This window comes from Actinoalloteichus caeruleus (assembly GCF_049311605.1).
Taxonomy (GTDB): domain Bacteria; phylum Actinomycetota; class Actinomycetes; order Mycobacteriales; family Pseudonocardiaceae; genus Actinoalloteichus_B; species Actinoalloteichus_B caeruleus.
The window spans coordinates 5,149,060-5,174,433 of record NZ_CP186005.1 but is presented as its reverse complement, the minus strand read 5'-3'; the positions used below and the strand labels follow the sequence as shown (position 1 = coordinate 5,174,433).

Here is a 25,374-nt window from a genome sequence, read left to right as displayed (position 1 = left end):
GGGGCCGGCGGTGCGTCCCGGCACCGCCACGGGTCAGTTCTCGACGGTCAGCAGCCCTTGTTCGTAGGCGCGGGCGACAGCCTCGGTGCGACTGGTCGCCCCCAGCTTGGCCATGACCCTCGACAGGTGCACGCTCACGGTCTTGGGGCTGATGTGCAGGTCCTCGCCGATCTGGCGGTTGGTCAGCCCGGCCGCGGCCAGTTCGAGGGCCGAACGTTCCCGGGGGGTGAGGGGGTCGGGTGTCCCCGGGGGCGTGGGGTGGTGGTCAGGTGCCGCGTCGTGGGCCCCCTCCCCGGGTTCCGACAGCCGGGAGCCGGCACGGAAGCGTTCGATCCGGGTGCGGAGCGGGGCCGCGCCGATCTCGTCGGCGAGGGCCAGCGCGGCGGCGGCCTCCCGGTCGCCGCCGGGCCGGTCGCCCCGCGCGGTCAGGGCCTGGGCGAGGCCGAACCGGATGTGCGCCTGCCAGGCCCGCAGTCCCTCGGAGAGCGCGAGTGCGCTCCGCCAGGTCGCCGGGTCGTTCCGCCCCAGGAGCCGGCCGTACTCGGCTTCGGCCCATCTCCCCTCGGCCTGGGTGCTCCGCGCGGCGGACTCCGGTGAGCCCCATGGCCGGTCGGGGCGTTCGTCGCGGATCTCCCGGACCTGGGCGATGAACCCGTCGGCCAGCCCCCGCATCTCGGCGAGGGTGTCGGTGTCCCCGGATCGGCGGGCCACCTGGGTGAGTTCCGCGCAGCAGGACAGCCCGAGCCGCAGGCAGCCGACGGCGTTGCTGGCGTGCATCCGTTCGATCCGGAAGATCCAGGCCAGGGCGTGCCGCACGTGGTGGAGCGCCTCGCGGTGCCGGCCGAGGGAGTGGAGGTGCACCGCCCTGCCGTACTGGACGAGGAAACGGGTGACCGATTCCCTGCTGTCCCGGTCGAGCCGGGCGGCCAGCCGGTCGAACTCGTCGTGGCGCCCGAGGCCGGAAAGGATCGGCAGGGTGACGGCGTCGAGTCGTTGCTGGAACAGGGCGGGGGGCGTGCGGTCGCTGAGGTCGGCGATCGCCAGGGCCTCCTCCCAGTGGCCGGTCCACGTCGAGATCAGGATGAGGTCCTGGTAGCAGTCGAGGGCGATCCCGCCCCAGAGCACCCCGATCTCCTCGCTCCGCTGGGTGATCGTCTTCAGGGCGTGCCGCCCCTCCGAGTAGTGCCCCAGCCAGCTGAGGTGGATGGCGTAGTTCTTCCTGGCCCGGAGTTCGACCTGGTGGGCGCCGATGGCGGTGGCCCGTTCCGCGGCTCGCAGGCCCAGTGCCAGGGACCGGGAGACCTGCCGTTCCATGGAGGCGAAGACGGCGAGGGTGACCATGGCGTCGATCGCCACCTGTTCGGCGCCCACCGACTCCGCGTCGACGATGGCGTCCTCGGCGTGCCGTCGGAGCGCGGGGAGGTCGATGTCGTCCTCCCGCAGCCACACCCAGCTCCGGGCCATCAGGGCGAGGACCGCGGCCCGTTCCTGGCTCGCCGCCCGGGGAGCTACCAGGTCCCACGCGTCGGCGAGCACGGTGCTGATCTCGGCGGCGTGCACCTCCAGGGGGATGAGCCGGGCCGCCAGCTCGGCCCGGGCCGCGGCGCGGGCCTCCGGGGTGGCGGCGGAGTCGGCGACCCGGACGGCGGCGCGGGCGTGCGCGGCCGCTCGTTCGAGTTCGCCGGCGCTCTCGGCCGTGGTGGAGGTTTCCCGGAGCAGGGCGAGGTGGTCGACTCCGCTGACCCGTTCCGGTTCCGCCACCCGGTCCCAGAGCTGGAGGGCCTGTTCCAGGTGGTGCAGCGACTCCCCGGGGGCTCCCATCCGCCGCACCTCACGGGCGGCGGTCACCGATGCGGCGAGCGCCACGGGCAGGTCGTTGCTCTGCCGCGCGTGGTAGGCGAGGGCCGTGGTCGTGCCCTGGTCGTCGGCGACCCTGGCGAAACCCTGGTGGAGCCTGACCCGCTCACCGGGGAGCAGGTCGTTGTAGACGGCCTCGCGCACGAGCGCGTGGCGGAAGGTGTAGGAGCCGTCGGTGGTCGCGACCAGCACGTGTTGTCGCACCGCCTCGTACAGCGCGTCCTCGGCGACGGTGTCCTCGAGCCCCGACGCCGCCACCAGGGCGGCGTGGGAGGTGGTGACGCCTTCGGCGCACGCGGCGGCGCGGACGGCGCGTTGCGCGTCGCCGCTGAGCCGTTCGACCCGGGCGAGCAGCAGGTCGCTCAGGACGGCGGGGAGCCCGTTGTCGAGAGAGCCGCGTTCCCGGCACGCCTCCGCCAGTTCCTCGCAGAAGAACGCGTTGCCCTCCGACCTGCTCGCGATTCCCCTGGTCACCGAGTCGGGCAGCTGGTCGCCGGTCAGGACGCGCACGAAGTCGAGCGTCTCGGCGGGCGTGAACGGGCGCAGTGACATCCGGAGGACGGAGGGCAGCCGGGACAGCTCGCCGATCACCGGCCGTAGCGGGTGTTGCCGGTGGAGGTCGTCGGAGCGGTAGGTGGCCACCACCAGGAGGCGTTGGTGTCCGAGTCGGGAGACGAGGAACCGCACGAGGTCCCGGGTGGAGGCGTCGGCCCAGTGCAGGTCCTCCAGGGCGAGCAGCACGGGGCGGTCGCTCGCGAGGTCGGCCAGCAGGCCGTGGACGGCGTCGAAGAGCCGGAGGCGTTCCGGTGGCCCGTCACCGGAGCCGGTGTCGTGGGGGATCTCCAGGCCGGGCAGCAACCTGCCGAGTTCGGCGCGGCGGCTGGCGATCGCGGGGAGTTCGCCGGTCGCGGACACCACGCGGCCCAGTGCCTCGGCGAAGGGCAGGTAGGGCAGCCCGGCCCTGTCGAGGTCGAGGCAGCGCCCGCCCAGGACCACCGCGTCGTCAGCGTTGGCCAGCGCGGTCAGCTCGGCGAGCAGCCGGGACTTGCCGACCCCCGCCTCCCCGCCGAGGAGGACCGCGCCAGCCCTCCCCAGCTGGGCGGAGCGCCAGGCGGAGCGGAGCGTGGCGAACTCGTCGACGCGCGCGACCAACGGGGTCACCGGTCCGAAAGACACGTCGAATGATCCCACGGGCCGCAGCGGTGGCCAGGCGGTGGCATCGCCCGCGTTCTCCGCCCGATCCGCTGCCGGCCCGAGCCACTGGACACCGGCCGGATGCGTCCGCGCGGCCCCCTTCCTGGCGAGGAGGGTCATCGCCGCCCGTCGGACCAGCAGTGCGCCGTCGCCCCCGGTGCCGCCGTCGGCCGGGATCACACCAGCTCCGCGACGGGCTGGGCGCGGCGGGGCGCGCGTGCCTCACCGGTGGTCGGCTCTCCGGGCCGCTCCGTCGTCCCGGCCTCGTCGCCGGCCGCCCTGACGTGGCGGTCCGCCCTGACGGGGGACTCGGGGGCGCGTCGGCGGCTGGGCCGCAGCCTCGTCCGGTACCAGGCCCCCTCGGCGCGGCGGTCCCGCTGGACCTCCCGGACCTCCTGCCACCGCGTGTCGATCGACTCCCACATGTGATGACCTCCCTCTCTCCACCGTCGAGAGTGGGGGTAAGGAGGGGGCCCGCACATCGGGCAACCGCCCACGATCGGCGGACCGGGAGGTCCTTACCCGTCCTTACCCGTCCCCGGGCGGGGCGGACGTCGGGCGGCTCGTGGTGCCCCGGTCGCCGAACCCCGCCAGGAGGGGCGGCGGCGAGGGGCGGCGGGTGGCCGTGGATCGGCGGGCACGGGTGGGTGCGGGCGGGGCAGCGTGGTCCGCGGCGTCCCCGGGAGGCTCCGGGGACGCCGTCGGGCGGGTTCGGTGGACGTCAGAACCGGTCGGGTACCAGGGCCAGCGTCTGGATGGCGGCCAGGCCGTACTGGGCGCTGGCATTGGTGGATACGAAGTCGGTCTCGTCCACCGGGTTCAGCGCGGACGGGCCTTCCACGCGGCGTCGTTCCCAGGTCAGGTCCCGGGGGTAGCCGGCCTCGCCCCGGTAGAACTCCTCCTTGGCGCGCTGGGCCAGGTCCTCGTCCCCGAGCCGGTTCGCCGCGTAGGCGGTGAGCCGGCAGTGCGCCTGCCGGAGGTTGAGGTTCCCCAGGTGTCGTCCCAGTTCGGCCTCCTGCTCCTCTCGCGAGGCGTTGTACAGCCGGCAGTACCCCAACCATGCCTCGGCGAACCCGGTCTCCTCCGGCACGAGCCTCACCAGTTCGGAGCAGATCTCGGTGAGGCCGTGCACGGCGCTGAGGTGGGAGGCCCTGGCCACGTCGGAGTCCGAGCTGTACGTCCCGGTGTCCATGTCGTAGCGGACGTCGTCGGTGAAGAAGCCCCTGGAGAGCTCCCCGATGGTGCGCATGCTGGTCAGCAGCTTGTCCCGGTAGGTGTCGTCGCCGCCCCGTTCCCACTCGGCCAGCCAGGCGGCGGACAGCGCCCCCCAGTCGGTGCCCAGGCCGATGGCGAGGGCGTTCGGGTCCGGGGCGTACTCGCCCTCGCGGATCTTGCGGATCGGGTCGAGGGTCAGGAAGGTCCGGTCGGCGTCGACGAGCTCGCGCATGAGGTCGCCAACGCGTTCGTCGGCGGTGAGGAAGTAGTAGAAGCGCCGGTAGGCGACCGTGCTGATCCGCACCTGCTTGGCGCTGCACCCCCAGTGCTGCACGTTGTGGCGCGTGCCGAGCCCGGCGTAGGGGCCGGAGTGGTAGACGTCGGTCTCCCCGGTGTGCCGGGTCATCGCCTCGGCCATTCGGAAGACGTCGGCCCGGCCGCTGCGCAGGAAGGAGTACCAGAGCCACAGGTCAGGCGAGAGTTCGGAGTTGTCCCACGCGTACCCGCCGATGTCGTACCGCCAGGTGTGCCGGTCCCCGTCGTAGGTGTGCATGACGTCGCCGTAGTCCCAGAACCCGTACCAGTGGTGTTGGTCGACCTGGTCGCGGTGGAACTCGAAGAGGAAGTCGAGCCGGTCCTCGATCTCGGCGCGTTCCGGGGTGGACCGGTCGACGGGGGCCCAGTCGCCGAACACCCCGGCCCGGTGGTGGTGTTCGGGCGTGGTCACCAGCTGCGGGGGCGTGCGGACGGTGTCGGCCATCGCCACCAGGCGGTCCGCCTCGGGGGTCGCGTCCAACGCCCAGAACATCAGTTCGCTCGTCCTGGCGATGCCCTCGGCGGTGCCGAAACCCGGCTCGTAGTCCTCGTAGGTGATCTCCAGGCCCTCGCGTTGCTCGGGGTAGTCGTCCATGCCGAGGCCGTCGTGGTAGAACCGCACGTCCATCGGCGGGGCGTCGGGGGACCACAGCCAGACGGTCACCTCGGCCTCGTCCCCGGCGGCCCCTCGGACGTCCAGCTGGGTGGGGCACTTCTGCCAGAAGTCGCGCATGCCGAAGCCGAGTCCGCCGCTGACCCCGCCGACGTACCCGAAGCCGGCGGCCCGGTGACCGGAGTCGACGGTGATCCAGGTGTGCCCTGGGCTGGTGCGTTTGCGGATCTGGAAGCCCTCGGAGGTGAGCTGGGCGAGGGTGAAGTCCCCCCAGGTCGGGATCAGGTGCAGTCGGGTCCGCACGTTGTCGGGGAAGGTGTCGACGGGCGGGGTGGCCCGTCCGGCCACCTGCGCGTCCCGCACCTCCTGGCCGGGGTCCCGGCGCAGCCCGGTCAGTCCTCGCACCGCCTCGGAGAGCAGGCCGTGCCCGTCGCCGACGAGGCGGACGTGCCGGTCGTGCGGTTGGTCGCGCATCACCACGCGGAACCGGATGCCCAGGGCCCGGATGAAGTCGGAGGAGCCGTCGGAGTCGAACACGAAGGTGTGCATCATCCGGACGTGTTCGGCGCCGGCGTAGAGGTAGAGCCGGACGGTGAAGGGCAGCCACTCGCGGCCTCGCTGGCCGCGGTGGGTGCCGGTGATCCGCACGACCGCCCGGATCGGGCCGTCCTGTTCCACCTCGACGCTGTCGATGTGGCTGACGAACCTGGCCCGGCGGGTGCTGCCGTCCTCGGAGTCCTCGACGCCGTCCTGCCACTGGCAGACCAGTTCCCCGCCCCGCGCGATCTCCCGTCCCCCTCGGCTCATGGAGGCGATGAGGGTGGTGCCGGAGCGGTTGATCCGGCAGCGCAGGACCCCGGTGTCGACCATGACGTGGTCGGCGCGTTCGGTGACCCGCACCTTCGTGCGGGGTGCCAGGCCGGCCCCTGGTTCGAGGACGTACTCCTCGGCGGCGGGGGCGGCGGCGCCGATCGCGCAGGCCGACCACTTCAGCGACCCGTCCGGCCAGTAGCCGATCGGCCAGGTCTGCACCGGGACTCGGTCGCCGCCGGCGGTGCGGAGGGAGAAGGACTGGTCGGCGGGCAGCGTTCCCTTCGGCCAGGACACCCCCCAGGTGCTGCCCACGTTCTCGGTGGGGGTGGACTCCAACCACCGGATGGGGGCGGGTCTGGCGGCGGGGACGTCCTCACCGTCTGCGGCGGTGGCCTGGGGGGCGAGCAGCCACGGCAGTTGGGTGGCGGCTCCGACCGCCGCGGTGCCCTGCATGAAGGTGCGTCTGGCGAAACCGGTCATCGGTGATCAGCTCCTCGTCGTTGGGGGCTGGGGGGAGGGTGGGACCGGGTGGGATGTGCTGGTCCTCGGCCCGCCGGGGCAGTGGCCAGCCGGGGTCGGTCAGGTGATCAGCTGGCGGGCTTCGGTCATCAGCTGGGCGGCGCCCTCCTCGACGGTGAGGTTGCCGAAGTTGACCGAGTCGTAGATCCGGCTGAAGTTGCGCTTCAACGAACCGGAGCCCCGCGGGGGTGGGGGCGGGGCCTCCCCGAGGGCGTCGGACACGCTCTCCTCGAACTCGAAGAGCAGCTCCTCAACGCCGGACAGGTCCTCCGCGACGGCCGCGCGCACCTCGGCGTTCGGCGGGGTCCCCCGGGTGGTGCCCAGGATGCGGCCGGCTTCGACGTCGTTCATGAGGAAGTCCACCAGCATCGCGGACTCGCGCGGGTGCTCGGTGCCGGCGCTGACGCTGATCTGGATCGAGGTGGAGGCGTACGCCCCGTACTCGCCGTTGCGGCTCGGCCACGGCGCCAAGGCCATCTCCTCGCCGAGGATCGGGAAGAACCCGGCCGAGCTCCCGAGGTAGCTCAGTTCGGCGCCGGCGGTGCCGGACGCCAGCGGGGACGTGTCGAGGTTCCCGCTGATCTGGGTGGTGATCTCCACGGGGGTCGCCGCGCCCTCGTCCCGCATCTCCTGCGTGTAGGTCCAGTAGTTGACGAGGTCCTCCTCGGTGAAACCGATTTCACCGTCGTCGGTGTAAAGGATCTTGCCGTCCTGGAGGAGCCAGAACTGGAACCAGTCGATCGCCCAGCCGGGATCGGTCAGCCCGTGGACCTCCCCGTCGGTGTGTTCGCTGATGGTGCGGGCGGCCGCCCGCAGGTCGTCCCACGTCCAGCCCATCTCGGGTGGTTTGAGTCCGGCCTCGGCCCACACCCGCGAGTTGTAGGCGACGGTCTGGGTGCTGCGGCCCAGCGGGACGGCGAAGCGCCCGTCCCCGGTCTCCCCGGACCGGAGGCCGGCCGGGTCGACGTCGTCGATGTCGAGGACGTCACCGGTGAAGTCGTCGAGGTCGGCGAGGGCGCCGCGTTCCGCGTACTCGCGCAGGTAGCCGGCGTCCATCTGCAGGACGTCCGGTGCGCTGCCACCGGCGATCTGGGTCGACATCTTCTCGAAGTAGGAGTCGAACCCGGAGAAGGAGGTCTCCACGGTGATGCCCTCGTGTCGGCTCTCGAAGAGCTCGACCGCCTCCATGGTGGCGTTCGCCCGGTCGTCGTTGCCGTACCAGGTGAAGTGGATGGTCGCCGTGCCGGAGTCGTCGGCGGTCGACCCGCAGGCGGCGAGGCCCAGGGTTCCGGTGACCGCCAGGCTCGCGAGCAGGGCCGTGGTCGTCGTGGTTCGGCTTCCACCCCGCAGGGGTACGTCAGCGCGCATCGCGGTTCTCCTCGGTTCGGGCGCGGCCGCGTCGCCGGACCCGTGCCTGGAAAACTAGTATGGAAACGTTTTCCGTCAATCACGTCATCGACCTTGACCGGATGCGGTCAGCGCCGGTGGGGGTGGGGTGCGGCGTTTCGTCGCTACCGTGGCCCGAACCGAAACGGAAGGGGCTGTCGACGTGTCGCTGACCGGGGAGGACCGCGCGCTCTCGCCCTACACGGGGTGGACACGCGCGCATTGGGAGGACCTGGCTGATCGGCTGCTGCTCGCGGTGCGGCCGCACGCCTCGGCCTCGTCCGCGCTCGTCCGGTTACCCGGGACGGCGTCCCGCTCCGGGGAGTGGAGCGACGGGTTGGAGGGCTTCGCGCGGACGTTCCTGTCCGCGGCCTTCCGGGTCGCCGGGGCGGGCGGGAACGACCCCCACGACCTGCTGGGCTGGTACGCCCGTGGGCTGGCCAACGGCACCGATCCCGACCACCCCGAGCGGTGGCCCCGGCTGACCGAGCTGCGGCAGGCGAGGGTGGAGGCCGCGTCGGTGGCGATCGCGTTGCACGAGACCCGGCCCTGGTTGTGGGACCGCCTCGACCAGCGGGTCCGGGACCAGGTGGTGGCCTGGTTCGCCCCGTTCGTGGGAGAGCCCCCGGTCGACAGCAACTGGGTCTGGTTCCAGACGATCGTGGAGGCCTTCCTCCGCTCCGTCGGCGGTCCGTGGTCGCGGGAGGACATCGAGCGCAACTGCGCCATGACCGATTCGTGGCATCGGGGCGGTGGCTGGTACACCGACGGCGGACGCCGTTCCTTCGACCACTACTGCGCCTGGGCCTTCCACTTCTACCCGCTCTGGTACTGCCGGATGTCGGGAGGCACCGAGCCGGGGGTGGCCGAGCTGCGGGCGCGCTACCAGGACCGGCTCCGGTCCTTCCTCGGCGACTACGCCACCCTGGTGGGCGGGGACGGGGCGCCGCTCTTCCAGGGCCGGTCGTTGACCTACCGCTGGGCGACGCTCGCCCCGGTGTGGACGGCGGCCTTGTTCGACTGCTCCCCGTTGCCCGCCGGCCAGCTGCGGAGGTGGGCGAGCGGCACGGTCCGGTACTTCCTCGACCGGGGGGCGCTCGACACCGACGACCTGCTCACGACGGGGTGGCACGGCCCGTTCCCGCCGCTGGCCCAGTGGTATTCGGGCCCCGGTTCGCCCTACTGGGCGAGCAAGGGGATGGCCGGGCTGCTGTTGCCCGGGGACCACCCGGTGTGGACCGCCGTCGAGGAACCGATGGCCATCGAGCGGGGGGACGTGGCCCGTGCGCTGCCGGCCCCCGGCTGGCTGGTCTCCGGGACCAGCGCGGACGGGATCGTCCGGGTGGTCAACCACGGCACGGACCGCGCGGCGACCGACGAACCCGCTGTCGACCGCCCCGTCTACACCGCCTACGGGTTCTCCACGGCGACCGCGACCGTGCAGGACCCCGACACTGGACTGCGCCCGGGGCGTGGGCTGGTCGCCGAGCCGGTGGACTCGGCCGTCGTGCTGCTCGACGCCGAGGGGCGGCCCTCCCACCGGCCTCCCGTCCAGTCGCTGGGAGTCCGTGCCGGGGGTGCCCTGTCGGCGTTCTCCCGCCACCGGGCCCACTGGTCGTCGGTCGAGGGCGGGGAGGACGGTGACCTGGTCCCGGGTCCCTGGTTGACGGTCGGGTCGGTGGTGCGCGGCCCGTGGGAGGTGCGGTTGGTCCGGGTCGACGCGCCGGGCACGGATCGCCCCGAGGGCGGTGCGCCGTCCGGCGGGGCACTCCGGTTGCGGATCACCGGGTGGCCGGTGGCCGGGGACTCCGCGCCGACCGAACGGCGGACGGCCGGGGGGGTGGAGGCGAGCGCGGGAGGTCTCCGCAGCCTGCTGGCCGGACCGGGCCCCGCCGACGCCGACTGGGCCGTGGGCACGATCACCGGGCAGGGCCGTTCCGCGCTCGGCTCCCGGCACGCGGTGCCCGCCGCCACCACGTCCTCGGTGCGGCCGGGGCGGTGGTACTGGGTGGTGGTCGGTCTGGTGGGGGACGCCGAGCCCGTGCCAGGGGCCGGACGCGGGGAGCCCGGCGACGGCGGGCGTCCTCCCCGGGTCGCGCTCGTCGAGCGGGGCGGGCAGGTCGCCGTGGAGTGGCCGGACGGGCAGGCGCACACGGTCCCACTGCCCTGATCACCCCCGCCGCGCCGGCACGTCCCGCACGGTCGTGGTGACCGTGCGGGCCGAGGGGGTCAGTCCGTGCTCGCCGAGCCCCCCAGGGCGGACCGCTCCGCGCCGGGAGCGGGGGTGGCGGGAGGCGGGGTGCCGTCCGCGTCACCCCTGGCGGCGGTCCCGGTTCCGCTCGTGCCATCCCCCTCGGCTTCGCCGTCGGCCGGCCGACGGCCCTCCTGCCAGAAGACGAGGACCGCGAAGGCCAGCACACCGCAGGTGGTGAAGATGTCCGCGACGTTGAAGACCGCGAACCAGTCCACGGCGATGAAGTCGACGACGTGACCGGTGAGCGGGCCGTCCTCGGCGCGGAACAGCCGGTCGGCGAGGTTTCCGCAGGCACCGGCGACCACGACGGCCAGCAGCAGCTGGTTCGCCAGGCCCTCCCGCCTGCGGACGTGCATGACCAGCCAGCCGATGAGGAACAGCACCACTCCGATCAGCACGACCGTCAGCGCGGGGCCGATCTCGCTGCCCATGCCGAAGGCCACCCCGGGGTTGAAGACCAACCGGAAGCTGGTGGTCGGCAGCAGCGGGATGACCGTGCCGTCGCCGAGGGCCTCGAGGGCCCACCACTTGGTGAGCTGGTCGAGGGCGATGCCCAGGACGACGGTGACCGCGACGAGGAGGGCGCCGGTGCGCACGGCCGGTCCGGTCACGGCGGGTGCTGGGTCGGTGCCGACGGTGCCCTCGGCGGTGTCCGTCGCGTCGGCTGCGCTCATCGGGGCGCCGCTCCCTTCGAAGGTCGGTTCGGGGCTGGCGCCCCCGCCGGCGGGGAAGCCGGACAGCGTCGAATATATGGGACATGCCCTCTGGTGCCGGTGGGGTGAAGCGCACCCGCCGCACCGGGGCGACCCGCGTCCGACGTCGAGTGGTGTCCGTCGGACGGGTGGTCGCCGGCCGAGGGGCCCGTTCCGGCCGGGCCGGAACGCCCGGCGTCGGGCGGGTGGCTCGTTAGGGTGCTCCGGACGGTTGGTCGTCGTCCCGTCGTTCCCGCCTCCGGCGGGGCGGGGCCGGATTCAGGGAGTCGCTCGTGCTCGTACCAGGTCTGGTGTCGGTCACCTTCCGGTCGCTCGGCGTGCCCGAGATCGTGGATCTCGCGGCGGCGAACGGCTTGTCGGCGGTGCACTGGGGTGGTGACGTCCACGTCCCCGTCGGCGCCTTCGACCGGGCGGTCGACGCCAGGGTGCGGTGCGCGGACGCCGGGCTGGAGGTCGAGGCGTACGGCTCCTACTACCGCGCTGGTGACACCGACCCGGGCGAGTTCGCCCGGGTCGTGGCGACGGCCGAGGAACTGGGGGCTCCCGCGATCCGGGTGTGGGCCGGGGTGGCGGGCTCGGCCGAGGTGGACTCGGAGCGGCGCGCGGCCGTGGTCGACGACCTCCGGCGGTGCGGTGAGGTGGCGGCCGCCCGGGGGATCCGGGTGGTGGTGGAGTACCACCCGGGGACCCTGACCGACGACCCGGGGTCAGCGCGACGGCTGTTCGACGAGCTCGACCCGGCTGAGGTCCGCTCCTACTGGCAGCCGGGCGCGGAGCCGGACCCGGCGGTCTCGGTGCGGGAGATCGAGGCGCTGTCGGACCGGATCGACGGCGCGCACGTGTTCTCCTGGGGCCCGGGGGGCTTCCACGACCGGCTGCCGCTCGCCGAGCGGGCCGACCACTGGGTTCCCGTGCTCGAGCGGTTGGCGGGTGGACCCCGGCGGCACGTGCTGCTGGAGTTCGTGCGGGACGACTCGCCGGCGGCCTTCGCCCGGGACGCCGCGACCCTCCTGGAGTGGCTGCGCTGAGCGGTGCCGGGCCGCCGGAGGGGGCCGGGTCGATGCGGGCGGGGGAGGCCGGCCCCGGCCCGGTGCGGCGTTCGAGGTCCACCGCCGGAATTCCCCGCGCCGGCTGGCGGGGTTCGGGCCGTGGAAAGGGTGTTCGCGGTGCTGCGGTACCGCTGTTCGGCGGAAGGGGAAGGGCTCTCGTGGGGTGGTTCCGGCGCTTCGAGTAAGCGTTTTCCCAACCTTGCCGGAAACCGTTGACTTCCCGGATTCCCGCACTATTTTCGACTGTCAGGACCCGGGGCACTCGCGTTCTCCGCAGGAGTCCCGAAACCGTGCCGGATGTTCGTTCGGCGCGGCTGGAGACGGTCCGCAGCCGAGGTCGCAAAGGAGCGCAGGGTGCGAAGATCCATTGTTCTGACGGGAGCGGTCATCGCCACGGCCGCGTTGGCCGCCCCCGTCGCGGTCGCCGACACCACGACCACCGGGGCACCCGACCTCGGTCGGCAGGTGCTCGGTGAGCGCGACGGCTGGGCGGCCGCCGAGGGGGGAACCACCGGTGGTGCCGCGGCCGAGGACGACGCGGTGTTCCACGTGGGCAACCGCGCCGAGCTGGTCGCCGCGCTCGACGGCGGCAGCCCCACCCCGAAGATCATCTACGTGGACGGGGCCATCGAGGGGCACGAGGCGGACGACGGAACGCCGCTGAGCTGCGCGGACTTCGCCGACCCCGACTACTCCCTCGATGACTACCTCGCCGCCTACGACCCGGAGCACTGGGGCTACGAGGAGGAGCCGCACGGTCCGCTGGAGGACGCCCGCGACCGGTCGATGCGCAACCAGCGGGACCACATCCAGGTCCGGGTCGGTTCGAACACCACCATCGTCGGCCTGGGCGCGGACGCCGAGATCCGGGGGCTCAACCTCTCGGTGCGGGACGCGGACAACGTCATCATCCGCAACATCACCTTCGAGGCGCCGGTCGACTGCTTCCCGGCCTGGGACCCCACCGACAACGAGGCGGGGGAGTGGAACTCGGAGTACGACGCCGTCGAGCTGCACGGCGCCACCCACGTCTGGGTCGACCACAACACCTTCCACGACGGTCGGTACCCCGACAGTTCGCAGCCGTGGTACTTCGGCCGCCCCTACCAGTGGCATGACGGCCTGCTCGACATGGTGCGGGAGACCGACCTGGTGACGGTGTCCTGGAACGTCTTCCGGGACCACGACAAGACCATGCTGATCGGCAACTCGAACAGCCGCTTCGAGGATCGGGGGAAGCTCCGGATCACCCTGCACCACAACGTCTTCTCCGAGACGCTGGAGCGTTCGCCCCGGGTCCGGTTCGGGCAGGTGCACGTCTACAACAACTACTACGAGTCGATCGACGGCCTCGGGTACCACGTCGGTGTCGGGGTGGAGTCGAAGGTGGTGACGGACAACAACTACTTCCGGTTGGGTGAGCGCTTCACCGCCGGCGACGTCGTCTACGACTGGGGCGGCACCGCCATTCGCACGCGTGGCGACGTGGTGGAGGACCAGGACGGACGCCGCCGCGTCGACCTCCGTGCCGAGCACAACCTCGCGCACGGCTCGGAACTGTCCGCCGACGTGGGCTGGGTCCCGCGTTGGCACGAACGGATCCACCCGGCCTCGGCCGTTCCCGGACTGGTCCCGGCCCGCGCCGGTGCCGGCCGGGTCGGCTGACGCCCCCACCGGTCACGTCCCTCCCGGCGGCGTCCGCGAGGCCGGACGTCGTCGGGATCACCGGGACGTACCGCCAGCAGTGTTGTTTCCTCCCCGGAACGACCGGAATTTTCCCCGTTCCCGTGTCGCGGGGTTGGTTGTCCGGTAATCCTTCTTTCGGGCGCGCAGGTGTCGAAGCGTGAAGGAAGGTTCTTCCGTGGCTGAGATTGACCCGTTCTCCGAAGGCCCCCTTTTCCCGCTGCTCGCCGTCGGTATGTGTTTCGTCGGTTGTCTGCTGGGAGTGTTGTCGCTGAAACGGGCGCGGCGCGGGCCGACCGCGTTCTCCCGGGCCAGATGGGTGGTGTTGGGAGCGTTCGCGTTGGGCGGCACCGGGGCCTGGGCCGCCCACTTCGTGGCGATGCTGGGTTTCGCGGTCGTCGGAACACCCATTCGGCACGACGGGCCGCTGACGTTGCTCAGCGTCGGAGTGGCGGTCGCCGCGAGCGGGTTCGGCCTGGCCATCCTGGCTGGGGGCGGGCGGGCGCTGCTCGGTGTCCGCGCCGTCCTGGCGGGCACGGTCGTGGGTCTGGGCGTCGCCGCGATGCACTACGGCTCGATGGCGGCGTTGCGCCTGCACGCGGACCTCACCTTCGATCGCGCCGTGCTCGGCGCGGCGGTGGTGGTCGCGCTGTCCGGGTCCGTCATCGCGCTGTGGACCTCGGTGGCGCAACAGGGCCGGGTCTTCGTCACGATCGCCGCGATCTGCCAGGCCGCAGCGGTCTGCGGGATGCACTACCTGGTGATCGCGGGCACCAGCGCGGAGCTCACCGAGGCGACCGGGCCACTGCCCGGCAACCTCTCGTCCGACCTCGGTGAGCCGCTGCTGCTCGCGCTGAGCGTCGTCACGGTGGTGGCGTTGATCCTCGTCGTCACCGCTCCGAACGCCCGCGAGGAGCAGGAGGAGCGGCGGGTGCTCGCCCGGCTGGCCGAGCGGTCCGGTGCGGACCCGTGGGCGGAGGTGCTGGGGTCCGGCCGGGGTTCGTCCGGGCCGAGCCGGGACGGGGAACGGGCGACGGAGGACGACCGGTGAGCCGCACGCGCCCCTGACCGGCGGGCCCCGCTCCCGGTCGCCTTCCGGAGCACGGCGCCTAGCTCGGTGAGGAGACCCCCTGCCGGGTGGGCAGCGTGGTGTCCCGGGGGGAACCGGCCGCCCAGGGAGCACCGAGCTCGGAGAAGAGCCGCAGCTCGGCGGCCGACCTGGCGACGACCGTGTCCACCCCGTCGATGATCGGGCGCCACCGCTGGCCGGTGCCCTCCTCGCGGTAGTACCGGGGGTCGATCGCCCTGGCCGGCCCGTCGAGCCGGATCTCCTCCATCGCCCGCATGAAGGTGTGGCTGCCGGCCGAGGGGGAGAGCAGCGGGACCGACGGGTCGGCGAGGTGGTCGACGAGGTTGGCCAGCAGGTTGGTGCGGGACAGCACCCGCGCGCGGGACTGGGCGTCGTCGGTGACGGGCCGGGCGCCGGGGAAGGCGCTCCCCGTCTCGACCAGCAGCTGGTCCCGGGTGTACCAGACGGTGATGCGCCCGGACTCGCCGTGCAGGATCAGGTACGGGTCGCGGGTGCGCTCCGCGCACACGGTGACCGCGACGACGATCGGCAGGCCGTCCGACCTGGTCAGCCGGACGCACGCGGTGTCGTCACCCTCGATGGGGTGGGCGTGGAAGCGCTCCAGTTCCACCCGGCGCACGTCGCCGGCCCGCTCGGCTCCGCCGAGGCGGAGCGCGGAGGCCACGGCGTGGGCGAAGGCGTTGGTGAGGGCGCCGTCGGTGACCGGACGTCCGTCGAGCACCATCCGGCCCGCCCAGGGCGCCCGCTGGTAGTAGGCGGTGTCCCGGATCCAGGTGCCGGCCGCGCCGATGCCGAGCAACCCACCGATCGTCCCGGAGCCGACCAGGTCGACCGCCTCGGCCAACGCCGCCGAACCCAGGCTCTGGAAGCCGATCTGGCACCGCCGGTCGGTCTCCTCGGAGACCGCGAGGAGCGTCTCGAAGTCCGCCAGGGTCGGCGTGGGCGGTTTCTCCAGCAGGACGTGGGAGCCGGCGCGCAGCGCCGTGACGGCGAGCGGCAGGTGGGTGTGGATCGGGGTGGCCACGATCGTGACGTCGGGGCGCTGTTCGGCGAGCAGCGCGTCCAGCTCCGGTGACACCGGGACCCCGTCGAAGGCCGCGAGGGTCTCGGGGGCCGGCGGCACCGGGTCGCACAGCCCCACCAGCCGGACCAGGCCGCTCTCGCCGAGCGCGGCGATGTTGTCGAGGTGGACCCGGCCGTAGCCGTGCGCGCCCACCTGGAGTACGCGAGTCGGGGTGGTCACCCGTGTTCCCTTCCGGTCACCGCCACGGCGGCGAAGACCAACAACCCGCACACCAGCGGGACGAGCATGAGCGTCTGCCCGGCGATCACGTAGCACGCGAAGGCCGCGCCGAGCAGCAGCAGGCTGCCCACCGGGTCGCGGACGGTCGCGGTACCGGCGGCCTCCACGGTCTCCCGCCAGCCGGTGTCCGGCGTCCACAGCACCGCGGCCCGCAGCCCGACGACGAGCAGGGCCGCGCCGATCAGCCACAACACCGGTTCCACCACGTCGGCGCCCGGGGCGCCGGAGGCCACCGCGACGGCGTTGACGCCGAGCAGCAGGGCCAACCCGAGGGGGGCGACCAGGACCAGCCACTGGTGGCGGATGACCGCCAGCAGCCGGGCGAAGTAGCCGCCGATGGTGAAGGAGGTGTCCTCGCGGACCCGTTGGCGCAGCAGCCCGCTCCCCGCGGTGATCGCCGCGTACGCGGTGACCAGCGGGAGTGAGGAGACCAGCACCAGCAGGCCGAGGTAGAGGCAGTCCGCGAACAACGCGAACCGCTCTCCCACCACGGTCGTCCGGTTCTCGGGCGCCCGGGTCTTGGAGGACACCGCCATCACCTCTCAGCCCTTGAGTCCGGTGGTGGACACACCCTGCACCAGGAACCGCTGGAACGCCAGGAAGAACAGCCCGATCGGGATCAGGGTGAGCACCGACATGGCGAACATCGGTCCGTAGGCGGAGACGCTGGTCTGGTCGATGAACAGCCGAAGCGCGAGCGGGAGCGTGTAGTTGCTCGGCGTGCTCAGGTAGATGAGCTGGCTGAAGAAGTCGTTCCAGGTCCAGATGAAGGTGAAGATCGCCGTGGTGATCAGGGCGGGTCGCACCAGCGGCAGGATGATGTGGAAGAAGATCCGGATCGGTCCGCAGCCGTCGATCCGCGCCGCCTCGTCCAGTTCCCTGGGCAGGCCCCGCATGAACTGGATGATGAGGAAGACGAAGAACGCCTCGGTGGCGAGGAACTTGGGCAGGATCAGCGGCCAGAAGCTGTCCACCATCCCCATCTGCTGGAAGATGATGTACTGCGGGATCAGCACCACGTGGTACGGCAGCATGATGGTGCCGATCATGAACGCGAACATCAGGCCGCGCATCCGGAACCGCAGCCGCGCGAAGGCGTAGGCGGCCAGCACGCAGGACACGACGTTGCCGGCCACCGAGCCGATGGCGACGAACAGCGAGTTCCCCAGGTAGGACCAGAAGCTGACGCCGGCGATCCCGTCGAAGGCCGCCGTGTAGTTCTCCAGGGTGGGGTTGTTCGGCAGGATGCTCAGGCTCGTCACGACCTCGTCGGCCGGTTTGAACGACGCCGCCACCAGCCAGATGATCGGGTAGAGCAGGAGCAGCACGATCGCGGTGACGATGACGTGCCAGACGACGGGCCGCCAACGACCGGTCCTCGCCTTCGGGGTTGGCGTCGCGGCCTGCTTCGGAGGTGTCACGGTCGCGGTGCTCATCACTTGTCCTCTCCGCTGTAGAACACCCACCGGCCGGAGCTCCAGAAGAGCAGGCCGGTCACCAGAGCGATCACCAGCAGCAGGAGCCACGCCATGGCCGAGGCGTATCCCATCTGGAAGTCGGAGAAGCCACGCTGGTACAGGTACAGGGTGTAGAAGAGGGTGGAGTCGGCCGGGCCACCCTGCCCGTTGCTGACGACGAACGCCCCGGTGAAGGCCTGGAACGAGTTGATGATCTCCATGACCAGGTTGAAGAACACCACCGGCGTGAGCATGGGGAGCGTCACCGAGGTGAAGGTCTTCCACTTGCTCGCGCCGTCCACGGCGGCCGCGTCGTAGAGGTCCTGCGGGATCTGCTTGAGGCCCGCGAGGAAGATGACCATGGGCGCGCCGAACTGCCACACGGCCAGGATGACGATCACGATGGTCGCGTACTGGGGCTGGTTGATCCAGCCGCCGGTGTTGATGCCCACCTTCTGGAGCAGGGTGTCGACCGTCCCGCTGTCGGTGAACAGCGCCCGCCAGACGAGGGCGATCGCGACGCTGGCACCCAGCAGGGAGGGCGCGTAGAAGGCGGATCGGTAGAAGCCCTGGCCCTTGCGCGGGCGGTTGAGCAGCATGGCGACGGCGAGGGCCGCGGCCAGCTTCAGCGGCGCCGACAGCAGGACGTAGCGCAGGGTCACCGACACCGAGCTGAGGAACCTGTCGTCCTCGGTGAACAACCGGACGTAGTTGTCCAGGCCGACCCATTCCGGGGCGGTGAACAGGTTGTAGTTCGTGAAGGAGAGGTACAGCGAGGCCACCATCGGCCCCACGGTGAGCAGCAGCGCCCCGATCATCCAGGGCGTGAGGAACAGGTAGGCGACGCCCGTCTGCCCTTTCGCGTTCCTCTTGCGACGTGCCTGGTCCCGCTTGCTCTCCTGCGGCGGGGGCGACGTCACTGCTTCGACTTGTTGAGCGACCATGTGTTCACCTATCCCAGGGGGTGCCCGGCTCACCGGGCACCCCCGCCAACTGACTCGCGTCAGAGCTCCTGTTGTGCTCGGTTGAGGAACTGGTCCGCGGCTTCGTCAATGCTGATCTGTCCGAACGCGACCACCTGGTTCAGCCGTTCCCACTCCCGCTTCAGCGTGCTGTTGCCGGGCGGGGGCGGTGGCGGGGTCTCCTCCAGCTCGTCGGCGAGCAGCTCCTCGTACTCGTAGACGACCTCGTCGGCACCCTCCAACTCGGCGCCGACCGCCTCGCGGACCGACTCGTTCACCGGCATGCCCCGGGTCGTGCCCTGGATCTTGCCGGCGTCCTCGTCGTTGAGGAGGAAGTCGACGAGCGCGGCGGCGGCCTCCTTGTGCTCGCTGCCCTCGGCGACGCTCACGAGCATCGCGGGTTTGGCGAACTGGCCGACCCGCTCGCCGATCCTCGGCATGGGGGCGAGCGCGACCGGCCTTCCGAGCACGGAGAAGAAGCTGGGAACGGTGCTGTCCCAGCTGAAGTCGGCGAACGCCAGGCCACGCGAGACCGGGGAGTTCTCCACGGCTCCGTCGATCTGCGCGGTCACCGAACCCTCGGTGGAGGCTCCCTCGGAGCGGAAGCGGTCGAGCAGCTCCATGTACTCCACGACGTCGGCGCGCTCGAAGGCGAGCTCGGCGTCCTCGGTGTAGAGGTCCTTGTCCTGCTGCCGCAACCACACCTGGAAGGTCTCCCAGGACCAGCCGAAGTCGGTGAGCCCGACGCTCTCGCCGTCGGTGGCATCGGCGAGTTCGAGGGAGGCGTCGAACCAGTCCTCCCAGGTCCAGCCCGGTTCGGGGAGGTCGACGCCGGTCTCGGTCCAGCGTTCGACGTCGTAGGCGAAGGTGTGCGTGTTCTGCCCCATCGGCAGCGCGTAGAGCGCGCCGTCGATCTCGCCGGACGTGGCGAGCAGGGGGGTGATCTCCTCGGTGCCGAGCTGGTCCTCGCCGAACTCGTTGAGGTCCGCCAGCACCCCGCGGTCCGCGTACTCCCGCAGGTACGCGTAATCCATCTGGATCACGTCGGGCGGGTTGCCGCCCGCGGTCTCCGTCGCGAGTTTCTCGAAGTAGCCGTCGAAGGCGGAGTATGAGGTCACGACGTCGATTCCGGGGTTGCGCTCCTCGAAGAGCGCCACCGCCTCCTCGGTGAGCCGTGCCCTGTCGTCACTGCCCCACCACGTGAAGCGGATCGTGACGTCGCCGTCGCCGCCGTCGTTCGTGCCGCCGCAGGCTCCGACAGCGCCGAGGACCGTGAGCGCCGATAACACCGTGAGCCCTCTGCGCCATGGGGAGCTTCCTTGCACACCCATCTCCTGGCCTCCTGGGACGTAGAGGCCAGCCTGGCCTCCTGGGACGTAGCGGCGTTTCCACCGAGCCCCACGGCGCAGTGGAAAACGTTTACCGAAAACTAGGGAGCGTTGTTCGTGGTGTCAATCACATGACCGGAACAGGACACTCGAACGGCGGGCTCTGGTCAAGGGGGCGTCGGTCGGGGATGAACGGAGGGCCTTGGCGGCGAGGCGGCACTACGGTTACGGTGGAAAGCGCTTTCCCTGTGTGAGAGGTATGGAACTCATGGACAGTCACGTGCTGACAATCGCGATGAACGGGGTCACCGGCCGCATGGGCTACCGCCAGCACCTGCTGCGGTCGATCCTGGCCATCCGGGAGGAGGGCGGGGTCCAGCTGTCCGACGGGACCCGCGTCCTCCCCGAGCCGGTCCTCGTCGGCCGCAACGAGCGGAAGCTGCGCGAACTCGCGGACCGGCACTCCCTGGACCGGTGGACGACCGACCTCGACGAGGTGCTCGCCGACGAGTCGGTGTCGATCTACTTCGACTCCCAGGTCACCAGCGCCCGCGAGTCCGCGGTGCTGCGGGCGGTCAAGGCCGGCAAGCACATCTACGCGGAGAAGCCCACCGCCACCTCCCTGGAGGGCGCGGTCGAGCTGGCCAGGGTGGCCAGGGACGCCGGGGTGAAGACGGGGGTCGTGCAGGACAAGCTGTTCCTGCCGGGCCTGCTCAAGCTCAAGCGGCTGATCGACGGCGGCTTCTTCGGTCGCATCCTGTCGGTCCGGGGCGAGTTCGGGTACTGGGTGTACGAGGGTGACTGGCAGCCCGCCCAGCGGCCGAGCTGGAACTACCGCGCCGAGGACGGCGGCGGGATCATCGTCGACATGTTCCCGCACTGGCACTACGTGCTGGAGGCGCTGTTCGGCTCCGTCGAGGCGGTCACCGCGAAGGCCGTCACCCACGTCGACCGCCGCTGGGACGAGCAGGGCAAGGCGTACGAGGCCACCGCGGACGACGCCGCCTACGGCATCTTCGAACTCGCCGGCGGGGTCATCGCCCAGATCAACTCCTCCTGGTGCGTGCGGGTCAACCGGGACGAGCTGGTGGAGTTCCAGGTCGACGGCACCGAGGGCAGCGCCGTCGCCGGACTCCGGGAGTGCCGCGTCCAGCACCGGGCGATCACGCCCAAGCCGGTGTGGAACCCCGACATCGCCGTGCCCGAGCCCTTCCGGGAGCAGTGGCAGACCGTGCCGGACAACGCCGAGCTGGACAACGGCTTCAAGGTGCAGTGGGAGCAGTTCATCCGGCACGTCGTCGAGGACGCCCCCTTCCCGCACGACTTCCTCTCGGGGGCCCGGGGTGTGCAGCTCGCCGAGGCGGGCCTGCTGTCCTCCGCCGAGGGCCGCCGGGTGCCGATCACCGAGATCAGGATCTGACGGTCGGTCGGACGACGCCGGCCGCCGGCGGAACGGCGGCACCACACCTGGGCAACAGCGAACGGAGAGGTGCGCGAGGATGCGGGTTCTGGTGACGGGCGGCAGTGGCCGGCTGGGCCGCAGCGTGGTGCGGGCGATGGCGGACGCGGGCCACGAGCCGGTGTGCGTCGACCTGGTCCGCGCTCCCGACCAACCGGTGGGAGTGGAGACGTTCACGGCGGACCTGACCGACACGGGGGAGTGCTACGCCACCCTCGGTCGGTACCGGCCGGACGCCGTGGTGCACCTGGCGGCCATCCCGGTGCCGTTCGTCGCCACCGACCCCGACACCTTCCGCACCAACACCCAGCTGGCGTTCAACGTGTGCCAGGCCGCCACCGACCTGGGGGTGCGCACGGTGCTGACCGCCAGCAGCCCGACGGTCCTCGGCTACGGCAACCCGGCCGGGTGGCAGCCCGACCGGCTCCCGCTGGACGAGGACACCCCGGTGCGCCCGTGGAACTCCTACGCCCTGTCCAAGGTCGTCGCGGAGGAGATCACCCGTTCCTTCGCCCGCCGGTGGCCGGAGCGCGCCGCCTTCCACTGCTTCCGGCCCTGCTTCGTCGTCTCGCCGGAGGAGTGGGAGGGCGCGCCCACCCAGACCGGACACCGCATCCACGACCGGCTGGACCGCCCGGAACTCGGCGCGGTGTCCCTGTTCAACTACGTCGACGCCCGGGACGCCGGGGAGTTCACCGCGGTCCTGCTCGAACGGGCGCACGACCTGCCCCCCGGCCAGACCTTCTTCGTGGGGGCCCGCGACGCGCTCGCCAGGCAACCGCTGGCCGACCTGCTCCCCGCGCACACCAGCGTGCCCGAGGAGGTGGCCGCCCCGCTGACGGGGGACACCCCGGCGTTCCGCGTGGCGAAGGCGGCCCGACTGCTGGGCTGGACCGCCGCCAGGAGCTGGCGCACCGAGCTGCGCTGAGTCCCGGCCGGAAGCCGGCAACACCGATCCGCACAACGTGAGCGAGCACAGGAGAGAGTCGTGAAGCTCGACAGGGTTCTGTTCTTCCCGGTCACCCCCTTCGACGCACGGGGCGCGGTGGACACGGAGGTCCTGGCGGAACACCTGCGGCGCAGCCTCGCCCACCGGCCGGGCGCGGTGTTCGCCGCCTGCGGCACCGGTGAGGTGCACGCCCTGTCGGTCGCCGAGCAGGCGACCGTGGTGGCGACGGCGGCGGCGGTCACCCCGGAGGACATCCCGGTGTTCGCCGGAGCCGGTGGCCCGCTGCCCACCGCGCGGGAGCAGGTGCGCGGCGCGGCCGACGCCGGGGCCCAGGCGATCCTGCTCCTGCCGCCCTACCTGGTCAACGCCCCCCAGCGCGGCCTGGTCGACTACGTCCGGACCGTCGCGGAGTCCAGCCCGCTGCCCATCGTCTTCTACCAGCGGGGCAACGCGGTGCTCACCGTCGACTCGGCGGTCGAGGTGGCGCGGATACCGAACGTGGTGGGCATCAAGGACGGCGTCGGCGACCTCGACCGGCTGCACGCCATCGTGCTGGCCGTGCGGGACGCGGTGGGGGAGGACTTCCTCTTCTTCAACGGCCTCCCGACCGCCGAGTTGACCGCGGGCGCCTACCGGGGCATCGGCGTCGACCTGTACTCCTCGGCGGCCTTCGCCTTCGTCCCCGAGGTGTCGGCGGCCTTCCACGCCGCCCTGGGCGGGGATGAGGACCTGGTGTCCCGACTGCTGACCGGCTTCTACCAGCCGCTCGCCGCGCTGCGGGACACCACGCCCGGCTACGCGGTCGCCCTGGTGAAGGCCGGTCAGACGCTGCGGGGCCTCGACGTCGGTCCGGTCCGCCCGCCGTTGGTCCCCCCGACCGAGGAGGACCTGCGAACCCTGTCCGAGCTGATCGACACCGGACTGGGGATCGTCGGAGCGGCCTCGCCCGCCCGGTCCTGACCCGAGGCCCGAGCCGACCGTCCCACCGACCACGTTCCCGAGGAGACCCCACCATGCGTGTCACCGACCTGGGCACCCGCACCTACCGGGTTCCGCTCGACCGGCCCTGGGGGCCGGGAGTCGACCACCAGTACCTCGTGGTGACGACCCTGACCACCGAGGACGGGTCCACCGGCACGGGCTTCGCGTGGACACCGAGGATCGGCCCGGCGGCCGTCGACGCCTTGCTGCGCACCGACATCCGCGACGCCCTCGTCGGCACGGACCTGGCCCGCCCGGAGGTGCTGTGGGACCGGCTCTGGCACCACCTGCACGAGGGCGGTTCCGGAGGGATCACCACGATGGCCCTGGCCGCCGTCGACATCGCCGCCTGGGACCTGGTCGGCCGCCGCGCCGGTCTGCCCCTGGTGGACCTGGTTGGCCGGCGCAGGGACACCGTGACCTGCTACGGCAGCGGGGTGAACCTCCACTACGGTCGGGACGACCTCGTCGCCCAGGTCCGCCGGTTCGTCGAGGCCGGCCACCACGCGGTGAAGATCAAGGTCGGGTCGCCCGAGCTGGACCGGGACCTCGACCGGGTCGCCGCCGTCCGGGACGTCCTGGGTGAGCGTGGCCTGCTGATGCTGGACGCCAACCAGCGGTGGGACCACCCGACGGCGGTGCGGGCGATCCGGGCGCTGTCCCGTTTCGACCCCTACTGGATCGAGGAGCCGTTGCTGGCTGACGAGCTGCCGGGCCTGGGCCGGCTGCGCGCCGACACGGGAGCCAGGATCGCGGTGGGGGAGAACCTGCGCACGGTCCACCAGTTCCGGGACGCGCTCGTCGCGGGCGCGGTCGACTTCGCCCAACCCAACGCCGTGCGCGTCGGCGGGATCACCCCCTTCCTGCGGATCGCGGAGCTGGCCAGGGTCTTCGGTGTTCCCACGGCTCCCCACCTGCTGCCGGAACTGTCGGCGCAGCTCGCGCTCTGCGTGCCCCTCGTCTCCATGGTCGAGGACATCGACCGGGCGTCCTTCGGGGCGCTCGGCGCCCTGGCGGAGCCGAGTGGGGTGACGATCAGCGCGCCGTCGGTGACGGCCGCCACCGCCCCCGGGCACGGCCTGGTCTTCGCGACCGACCGGATGGAACGGGTGTCGGGCGCCTGAGCGGGGGACCGTTCCCGCTCAGGCGGCACCGCGCGGCCTCGTGACCTCCGGTGGGACGTGGCCCCCGTCGCCGCGTCGGCACCGGCACCCGGGGTGTTCGCTGAGGGCGTAGCAGCGCCGTGGTCGGTGCCCGACCGGCACACGGCCCGCCACGATCCGCGTCGGCGTCCCGCTGACCAGCCAGCACCCGTCGGGGATCGCCGCGCGCACTCTTCGCCCGCCGCCTCCGTCTACTAACGGTGTCCGACCAACTGCTTGGAGTAGTGATCTCCGGGTGGTTGGCTGAGCGGCATGGACAGGAGAAGGAACGGCGTCCCGAGCCCGTTCACCAACACGGCGGCCGGTCGCCGCGGACGACCGCGAGCCCCCGCACGGCGGTCGGCCGGGCGGCGACCAGGTGGGGCGCAACCGTTATCGATCCGCGCTGGTTCGGTGCGGCCCCGGAGGTGGACCATCAGCTCGGGGGCCGACCGACACGGGGTACCGGGGGACGTCATGACGGACGACGCTGGGGGACGGTTACCGGAGACGCGCACGTTCGAACCGCCGCCGGTCGCTCCAGGACCGGTGCGGTTGTTCGCGGGAGTGCTGTCCTCGGTGCTGCTGTCCTCGCTGCTGGTCACCACGCTCGTCGGCGTGGTACCGCACGAGGCCTCGGCGGCGACGACCGTGGGCGCCTTCTGGGCTGCCTGGTCGGTGTTCGCACTGGTCCTCGCGGCGCTCCTGCTGCCATCGGCCCTGCTGCTCGGCTGGCCGCTGGGGGTGCTCACGGCGCGGTGGGGTCCCCTCGCCGCGTCCCTCGCGTTCGCGGCGCTGGGCGCGGTCGTCGGGGTCGTCCTGCTGTTCGTCCTCGACGCGGTCGACACCGACGTGCTGGGCGGGGTGGTCGTCGCCCTGCTGGGCGGGGTGTCCGGTTTCGTCGGACGGCTGCTCAGCGACGTCGTCAGCCGGACACGGGGGCTGATGGTCGCGCTGTCCGTCCTGCTGGGTGCGCTGGTGGTCTCCGCCGCCCTGTGAGACCCGGGCCGAGGACCGGCATCCGGTGGTGGGGAGTGCGGGTCGGTCGAGACGACCGAGCCGCACTCGAGCCGGACACCGGCGGCCCTCGAA

Annotated in this window: 19 protein-coding genes; 9 read left to right on the top strand and 10 right to left on the bottom strand. The window is 72.1% G+C overall.

The genetic code is table 11. The features are described 5' to 3' along the window. Positions 1 to 33 precede the first annotated feature (33 nt). The 4 genes from ACOJVX_RS21140 to ACOJVX_RS21125 form a co-directional block, all read right to left on the bottom strand. A complete protein-coding gene (locus ACOJVX_RS21140) occupies positions 34 to 3,231 on the bottom strand; it encodes a helix-turn-helix transcriptional regulator (protein ID WP_422647048.1) in 3,198 nt (1,065 codons plus the stop codon). Beyond that, positions 3,228 to 3,476 (bottom strand): hypothetical protein, encoded by a 249-nt coding sequence (locus tag ACOJVX_RS21135; protein WP_026419048.1) that lies wholly within the window; start codon positions 3,474 to 3,476, stop codon positions 3,228 to 3,230. Before ACOJVX_RS21135 ends, ACOJVX_RS21140 begins: the two co-directional genes overlap by 4 nt. A gap of 296 nt (positions 3,477 to 3,772) precedes the next feature. Further along, positions 3,773 to 6,487, bottom strand: a complete 2,715-nt coding sequence (locus tag ACOJVX_RS21130; RefSeq protein ID WP_422647047.1) for a Tat pathway signal sequence domain protein — start codon at positions 6,485 to 6,487, stop codon at positions 3,773 to 3,775. Between the two features lie 99 nt (positions 6,488 to 6,586). Then, positions 6,587 to 7,894 (bottom strand): ABC transporter substrate-binding protein, encoded by a 1,308-nt coding sequence (locus ACOJVX_RS21125; protein WP_422647046.1) that lies wholly within the window; start codon positions 7,892 to 7,894, stop codon positions 6,587 to 6,589. Between the two features lie 148 nt (positions 7,895 to 8,042). On the opposite strand from ACOJVX_RS21125, the gene ACOJVX_RS21120 reads away from it, so the two are divergent. Further along, positions 8,043 to 10,082 carry a DUF2264 domain-containing protein gene (locus tag ACOJVX_RS21120; protein WP_422647045.1) on the top strand — a complete coding sequence of 680 codons (2,040 nt, stop codon included), beginning with the start codon at positions 8,043 to 8,045 and terminating at the stop codon, positions 10,080 to 10,082. Positions 10,083 to 10,141: 59 nt separating this feature from the next. On the opposite strand, the gene lspA is transcribed toward ACOJVX_RS21120, so the two are convergent. Next, positions 10,142 to 10,840, bottom strand: coding sequence for a signal peptidase II (gene lspA, locus ACOJVX_RS21115; RefSeq protein WP_026419044.1), 699 nt, complete (start codon positions 10,838 to 10,840; stop codon positions 10,142 to 10,144). Between the two features lie 311 nt (positions 10,841 to 11,151). Here lspA and ACOJVX_RS21110 point away from each other — a divergent pair, with 311 nt between their 5' ends. The 3 genes from ACOJVX_RS21110 to ACOJVX_RS21100 all read left to right on the top strand — a co-directional run bounded on the left by ACOJVX_RS21110 (position 11,152) and on the right by ACOJVX_RS21100 (position 14,662). Continuing rightward, on the top strand, positions 11,152 to 11,907 hold the full coding sequence (locus tag ACOJVX_RS21110) for a sugar phosphate isomerase/epimerase family protein (RefSeq protein ID WP_103056142.1): 756 nt from the start codon (positions 11,152 to 11,154) through the stop codon (positions 11,905 to 11,907). Between the two features lie 375 nt (positions 11,908 to 12,282). Next, a complete protein-coding gene (locus ACOJVX_RS21105) occupies positions 12,283 to 13,593 on the top strand; it encodes a pectate lyase family protein (RefSeq protein WP_422647044.1) in 1,311 nt (436 codons plus the stop codon). A gap of 196 nt (positions 13,594 to 13,789) precedes the next feature. Further along, positions 13,790 to 14,662 carry an MHYT domain-containing protein gene (locus tag ACOJVX_RS21100; protein WP_422647043.1) on the top strand — a complete coding sequence of 291 codons (873 nt, stop codon included), beginning with the start codon at positions 13,790 to 13,792 and terminating at the stop codon, positions 14,660 to 14,662. 58 nt (positions 14,663 to 14,720) lie between these two features. Here the strand turns inward: ACOJVX_RS21100 and ACOJVX_RS21095 are convergent, their stop codons facing one another. From ACOJVX_RS21095 to ACOJVX_RS21075, 5 genes are read right to left on the bottom strand one after another with little or no spacing between them, the layout of a single operon-like run. Continuing rightward, positions 14,721 to 15,944: a Gfo/Idh/MocA family protein gene (locus tag ACOJVX_RS21095; protein ID WP_026419041.1), complete on the bottom strand. Its 1,224-nt coding sequence runs from the start codon at positions 15,942 to 15,944 to the stop codon at positions 14,721 to 14,723. Then, positions 15,941 to 16,534 carry a hypothetical protein gene (locus ACOJVX_RS21090; RefSeq protein WP_155886146.1) on the bottom strand — a complete coding sequence of 198 codons (594 nt, stop codon included), beginning with the start codon at positions 16,532 to 16,534 and terminating at the stop codon, positions 15,941 to 15,943. Before ACOJVX_RS21090 ends, ACOJVX_RS21095 begins: the two co-directional genes overlap by 4 nt. A gap of 12 nt (positions 16,535 to 16,546) precedes the next feature. Further along, positions 16,547 to 17,440, bottom strand: coding sequence for a carbohydrate ABC transporter permease (locus ACOJVX_RS21085; RefSeq protein ID WP_026419040.1), 894 nt, complete (start codon positions 17,438 to 17,440; stop codon positions 16,547 to 16,549). Further along, a complete protein-coding gene (locus ACOJVX_RS21080) occupies positions 17,440 to 18,405 on the bottom strand; it encodes a carbohydrate ABC transporter permease (protein ID WP_051313997.1) in 966 nt (321 codons plus the stop codon). The genes ACOJVX_RS21085 and ACOJVX_RS21080 overlap by 1 nt, the downstream gene beginning before the upstream one ends. A 59-nt stretch (positions 18,406 to 18,464) precedes the next feature. Continuing rightward, on the bottom strand, positions 18,465 to 19,754 hold the full coding sequence (locus ACOJVX_RS21075) for an ABC transporter substrate-binding protein (RefSeq protein WP_081715463.1): 1,290 nt from the start codon (positions 19,752 to 19,754) through the stop codon (positions 18,465 to 18,467). Positions 19,755 to 20,010: 256 nt separating this feature from the next. On the opposite strand from ACOJVX_RS21075, the gene ACOJVX_RS21070 reads away from it, so the two are divergent. The 5 genes from ACOJVX_RS21070 (at position 20,011) to ACOJVX_RS21050 (ending at position 25,281) form a co-directional block, all read left to right on the top strand. After that, positions 20,011 to 21,171: a Gfo/Idh/MocA family protein gene (locus tag ACOJVX_RS21070; RefSeq protein ID WP_417853754.1), complete on the top strand. Its 1,161-nt coding sequence runs from the start codon at positions 20,011 to 20,013 to the stop codon at positions 21,169 to 21,171. 79 nt (positions 21,172 to 21,250) lie between these two features. Then, positions 21,251 to 22,138 (top strand): NAD-dependent epimerase/dehydratase family protein, encoded by an 888-nt coding sequence (locus tag ACOJVX_RS21065; RefSeq protein WP_026419036.1) that lies wholly within the window; start codon positions 21,251 to 21,253, stop codon positions 22,136 to 22,138. Between the two features lie 60 nt (positions 22,139 to 22,198). Then, positions 22,199 to 23,119: a 5-dehydro-4-deoxyglucarate dehydratase gene (locus ACOJVX_RS21060; RefSeq protein ID WP_026419035.1), complete on the top strand. Its 921-nt coding sequence runs from the start codon at positions 22,199 to 22,201 to the stop codon at positions 23,117 to 23,119. 53 nt (positions 23,120 to 23,172) lie between these two features. Beyond that, entirely contained in the window at positions 23,173 to 24,264 is a 1,092-nt protein-coding gene (locus ACOJVX_RS21055) for a mandelate racemase/muconate lactonizing enzyme family protein (RefSeq protein ID WP_026419034.1), read from the top strand. Between the two features lie 495 nt (positions 24,265 to 24,759). After that, a complete protein-coding gene (locus tag ACOJVX_RS21050) occupies positions 24,760 to 25,281 on the top strand; it encodes a hypothetical protein (RefSeq protein WP_030105744.1) in 522 nt (173 codons plus the stop codon). Positions 25,282 to 25,374: the final 93 nt, after the last annotated feature.

Excerpts from the sequence above, each read along its gene's own strand:
- ACOJVX_RS21085 (WP_026419040.1), bottom strand. The coding sequence starts at position 17,440 with ATGAGCACCGCGACCGTGACACCTCCGAAGCAGGCCGCGACGCCAACC.
- ACOJVX_RS21065 (WP_026419036.1), top strand. The coding sequence starts at position 21,251 with ATGCGGGTTCTGGTGACGGGCGGCAGTGGCCGGCTGGGCCGCAGCGTG.
- ACOJVX_RS21050 (WP_030105744.1), top strand. The coding sequence starts at position 24,760 with ATGACGGACGACGCTGGGGGACGGTTACCGGAGACGCGCACGTTCGAA.
- ACOJVX_RS21075 (WP_081715463.1), bottom strand. The coding sequence starts at position 19,754 with ATGGGTGTGCAAGGAAGCTCCCCATGGCGCAGAGGGCTCACGGTGTTA.
- ACOJVX_RS21130 (WP_422647047.1), bottom strand. The coding sequence starts at position 6,487 with ATGACCGGTTTCGCCAGACGCACCTTCATGCAGGGCACCGCGGCGGTC.
- lspA (WP_026419044.1), bottom strand. The coding sequence starts at position 10,840 with ATGAGCGCAGCCGACGCGACGGACACCGCCGAGGGCACCGTCGGCACC.
- ACOJVX_RS21080 (WP_051313997.1), bottom strand. The coding sequence starts at position 18,405 with ATGGTCGCTCAACAAGTCGAAGCAGTGACGTCGCCCCCGCCGCAGGAG.
- ACOJVX_RS21125 (WP_422647046.1), bottom strand. The coding sequence starts at position 7,894 with ATGCGCGCTGACGTACCCCTGCGGGGTGGAAGCCGAACCACGACGACC.
- ACOJVX_RS21135 (WP_026419048.1), bottom strand. The coding sequence starts at position 3,476 with ATGTGGGAGTCGATCGACACGCGGTGGCAGGAGGTCCGGGAGGTCCAG.
- ACOJVX_RS21070 (WP_417853754.1), top strand. The coding sequence starts at position 20,011 with ATGGAACTCATGGACAGTCACGTGCTGACAATCGCGATGAACGGGGTC.
- ACOJVX_RS21055 (WP_026419034.1), top strand. The coding sequence starts at position 23,173 with ATGCGTGTCACCGACCTGGGCACCCGCACCTACCGGGTTCCGCTCGAC.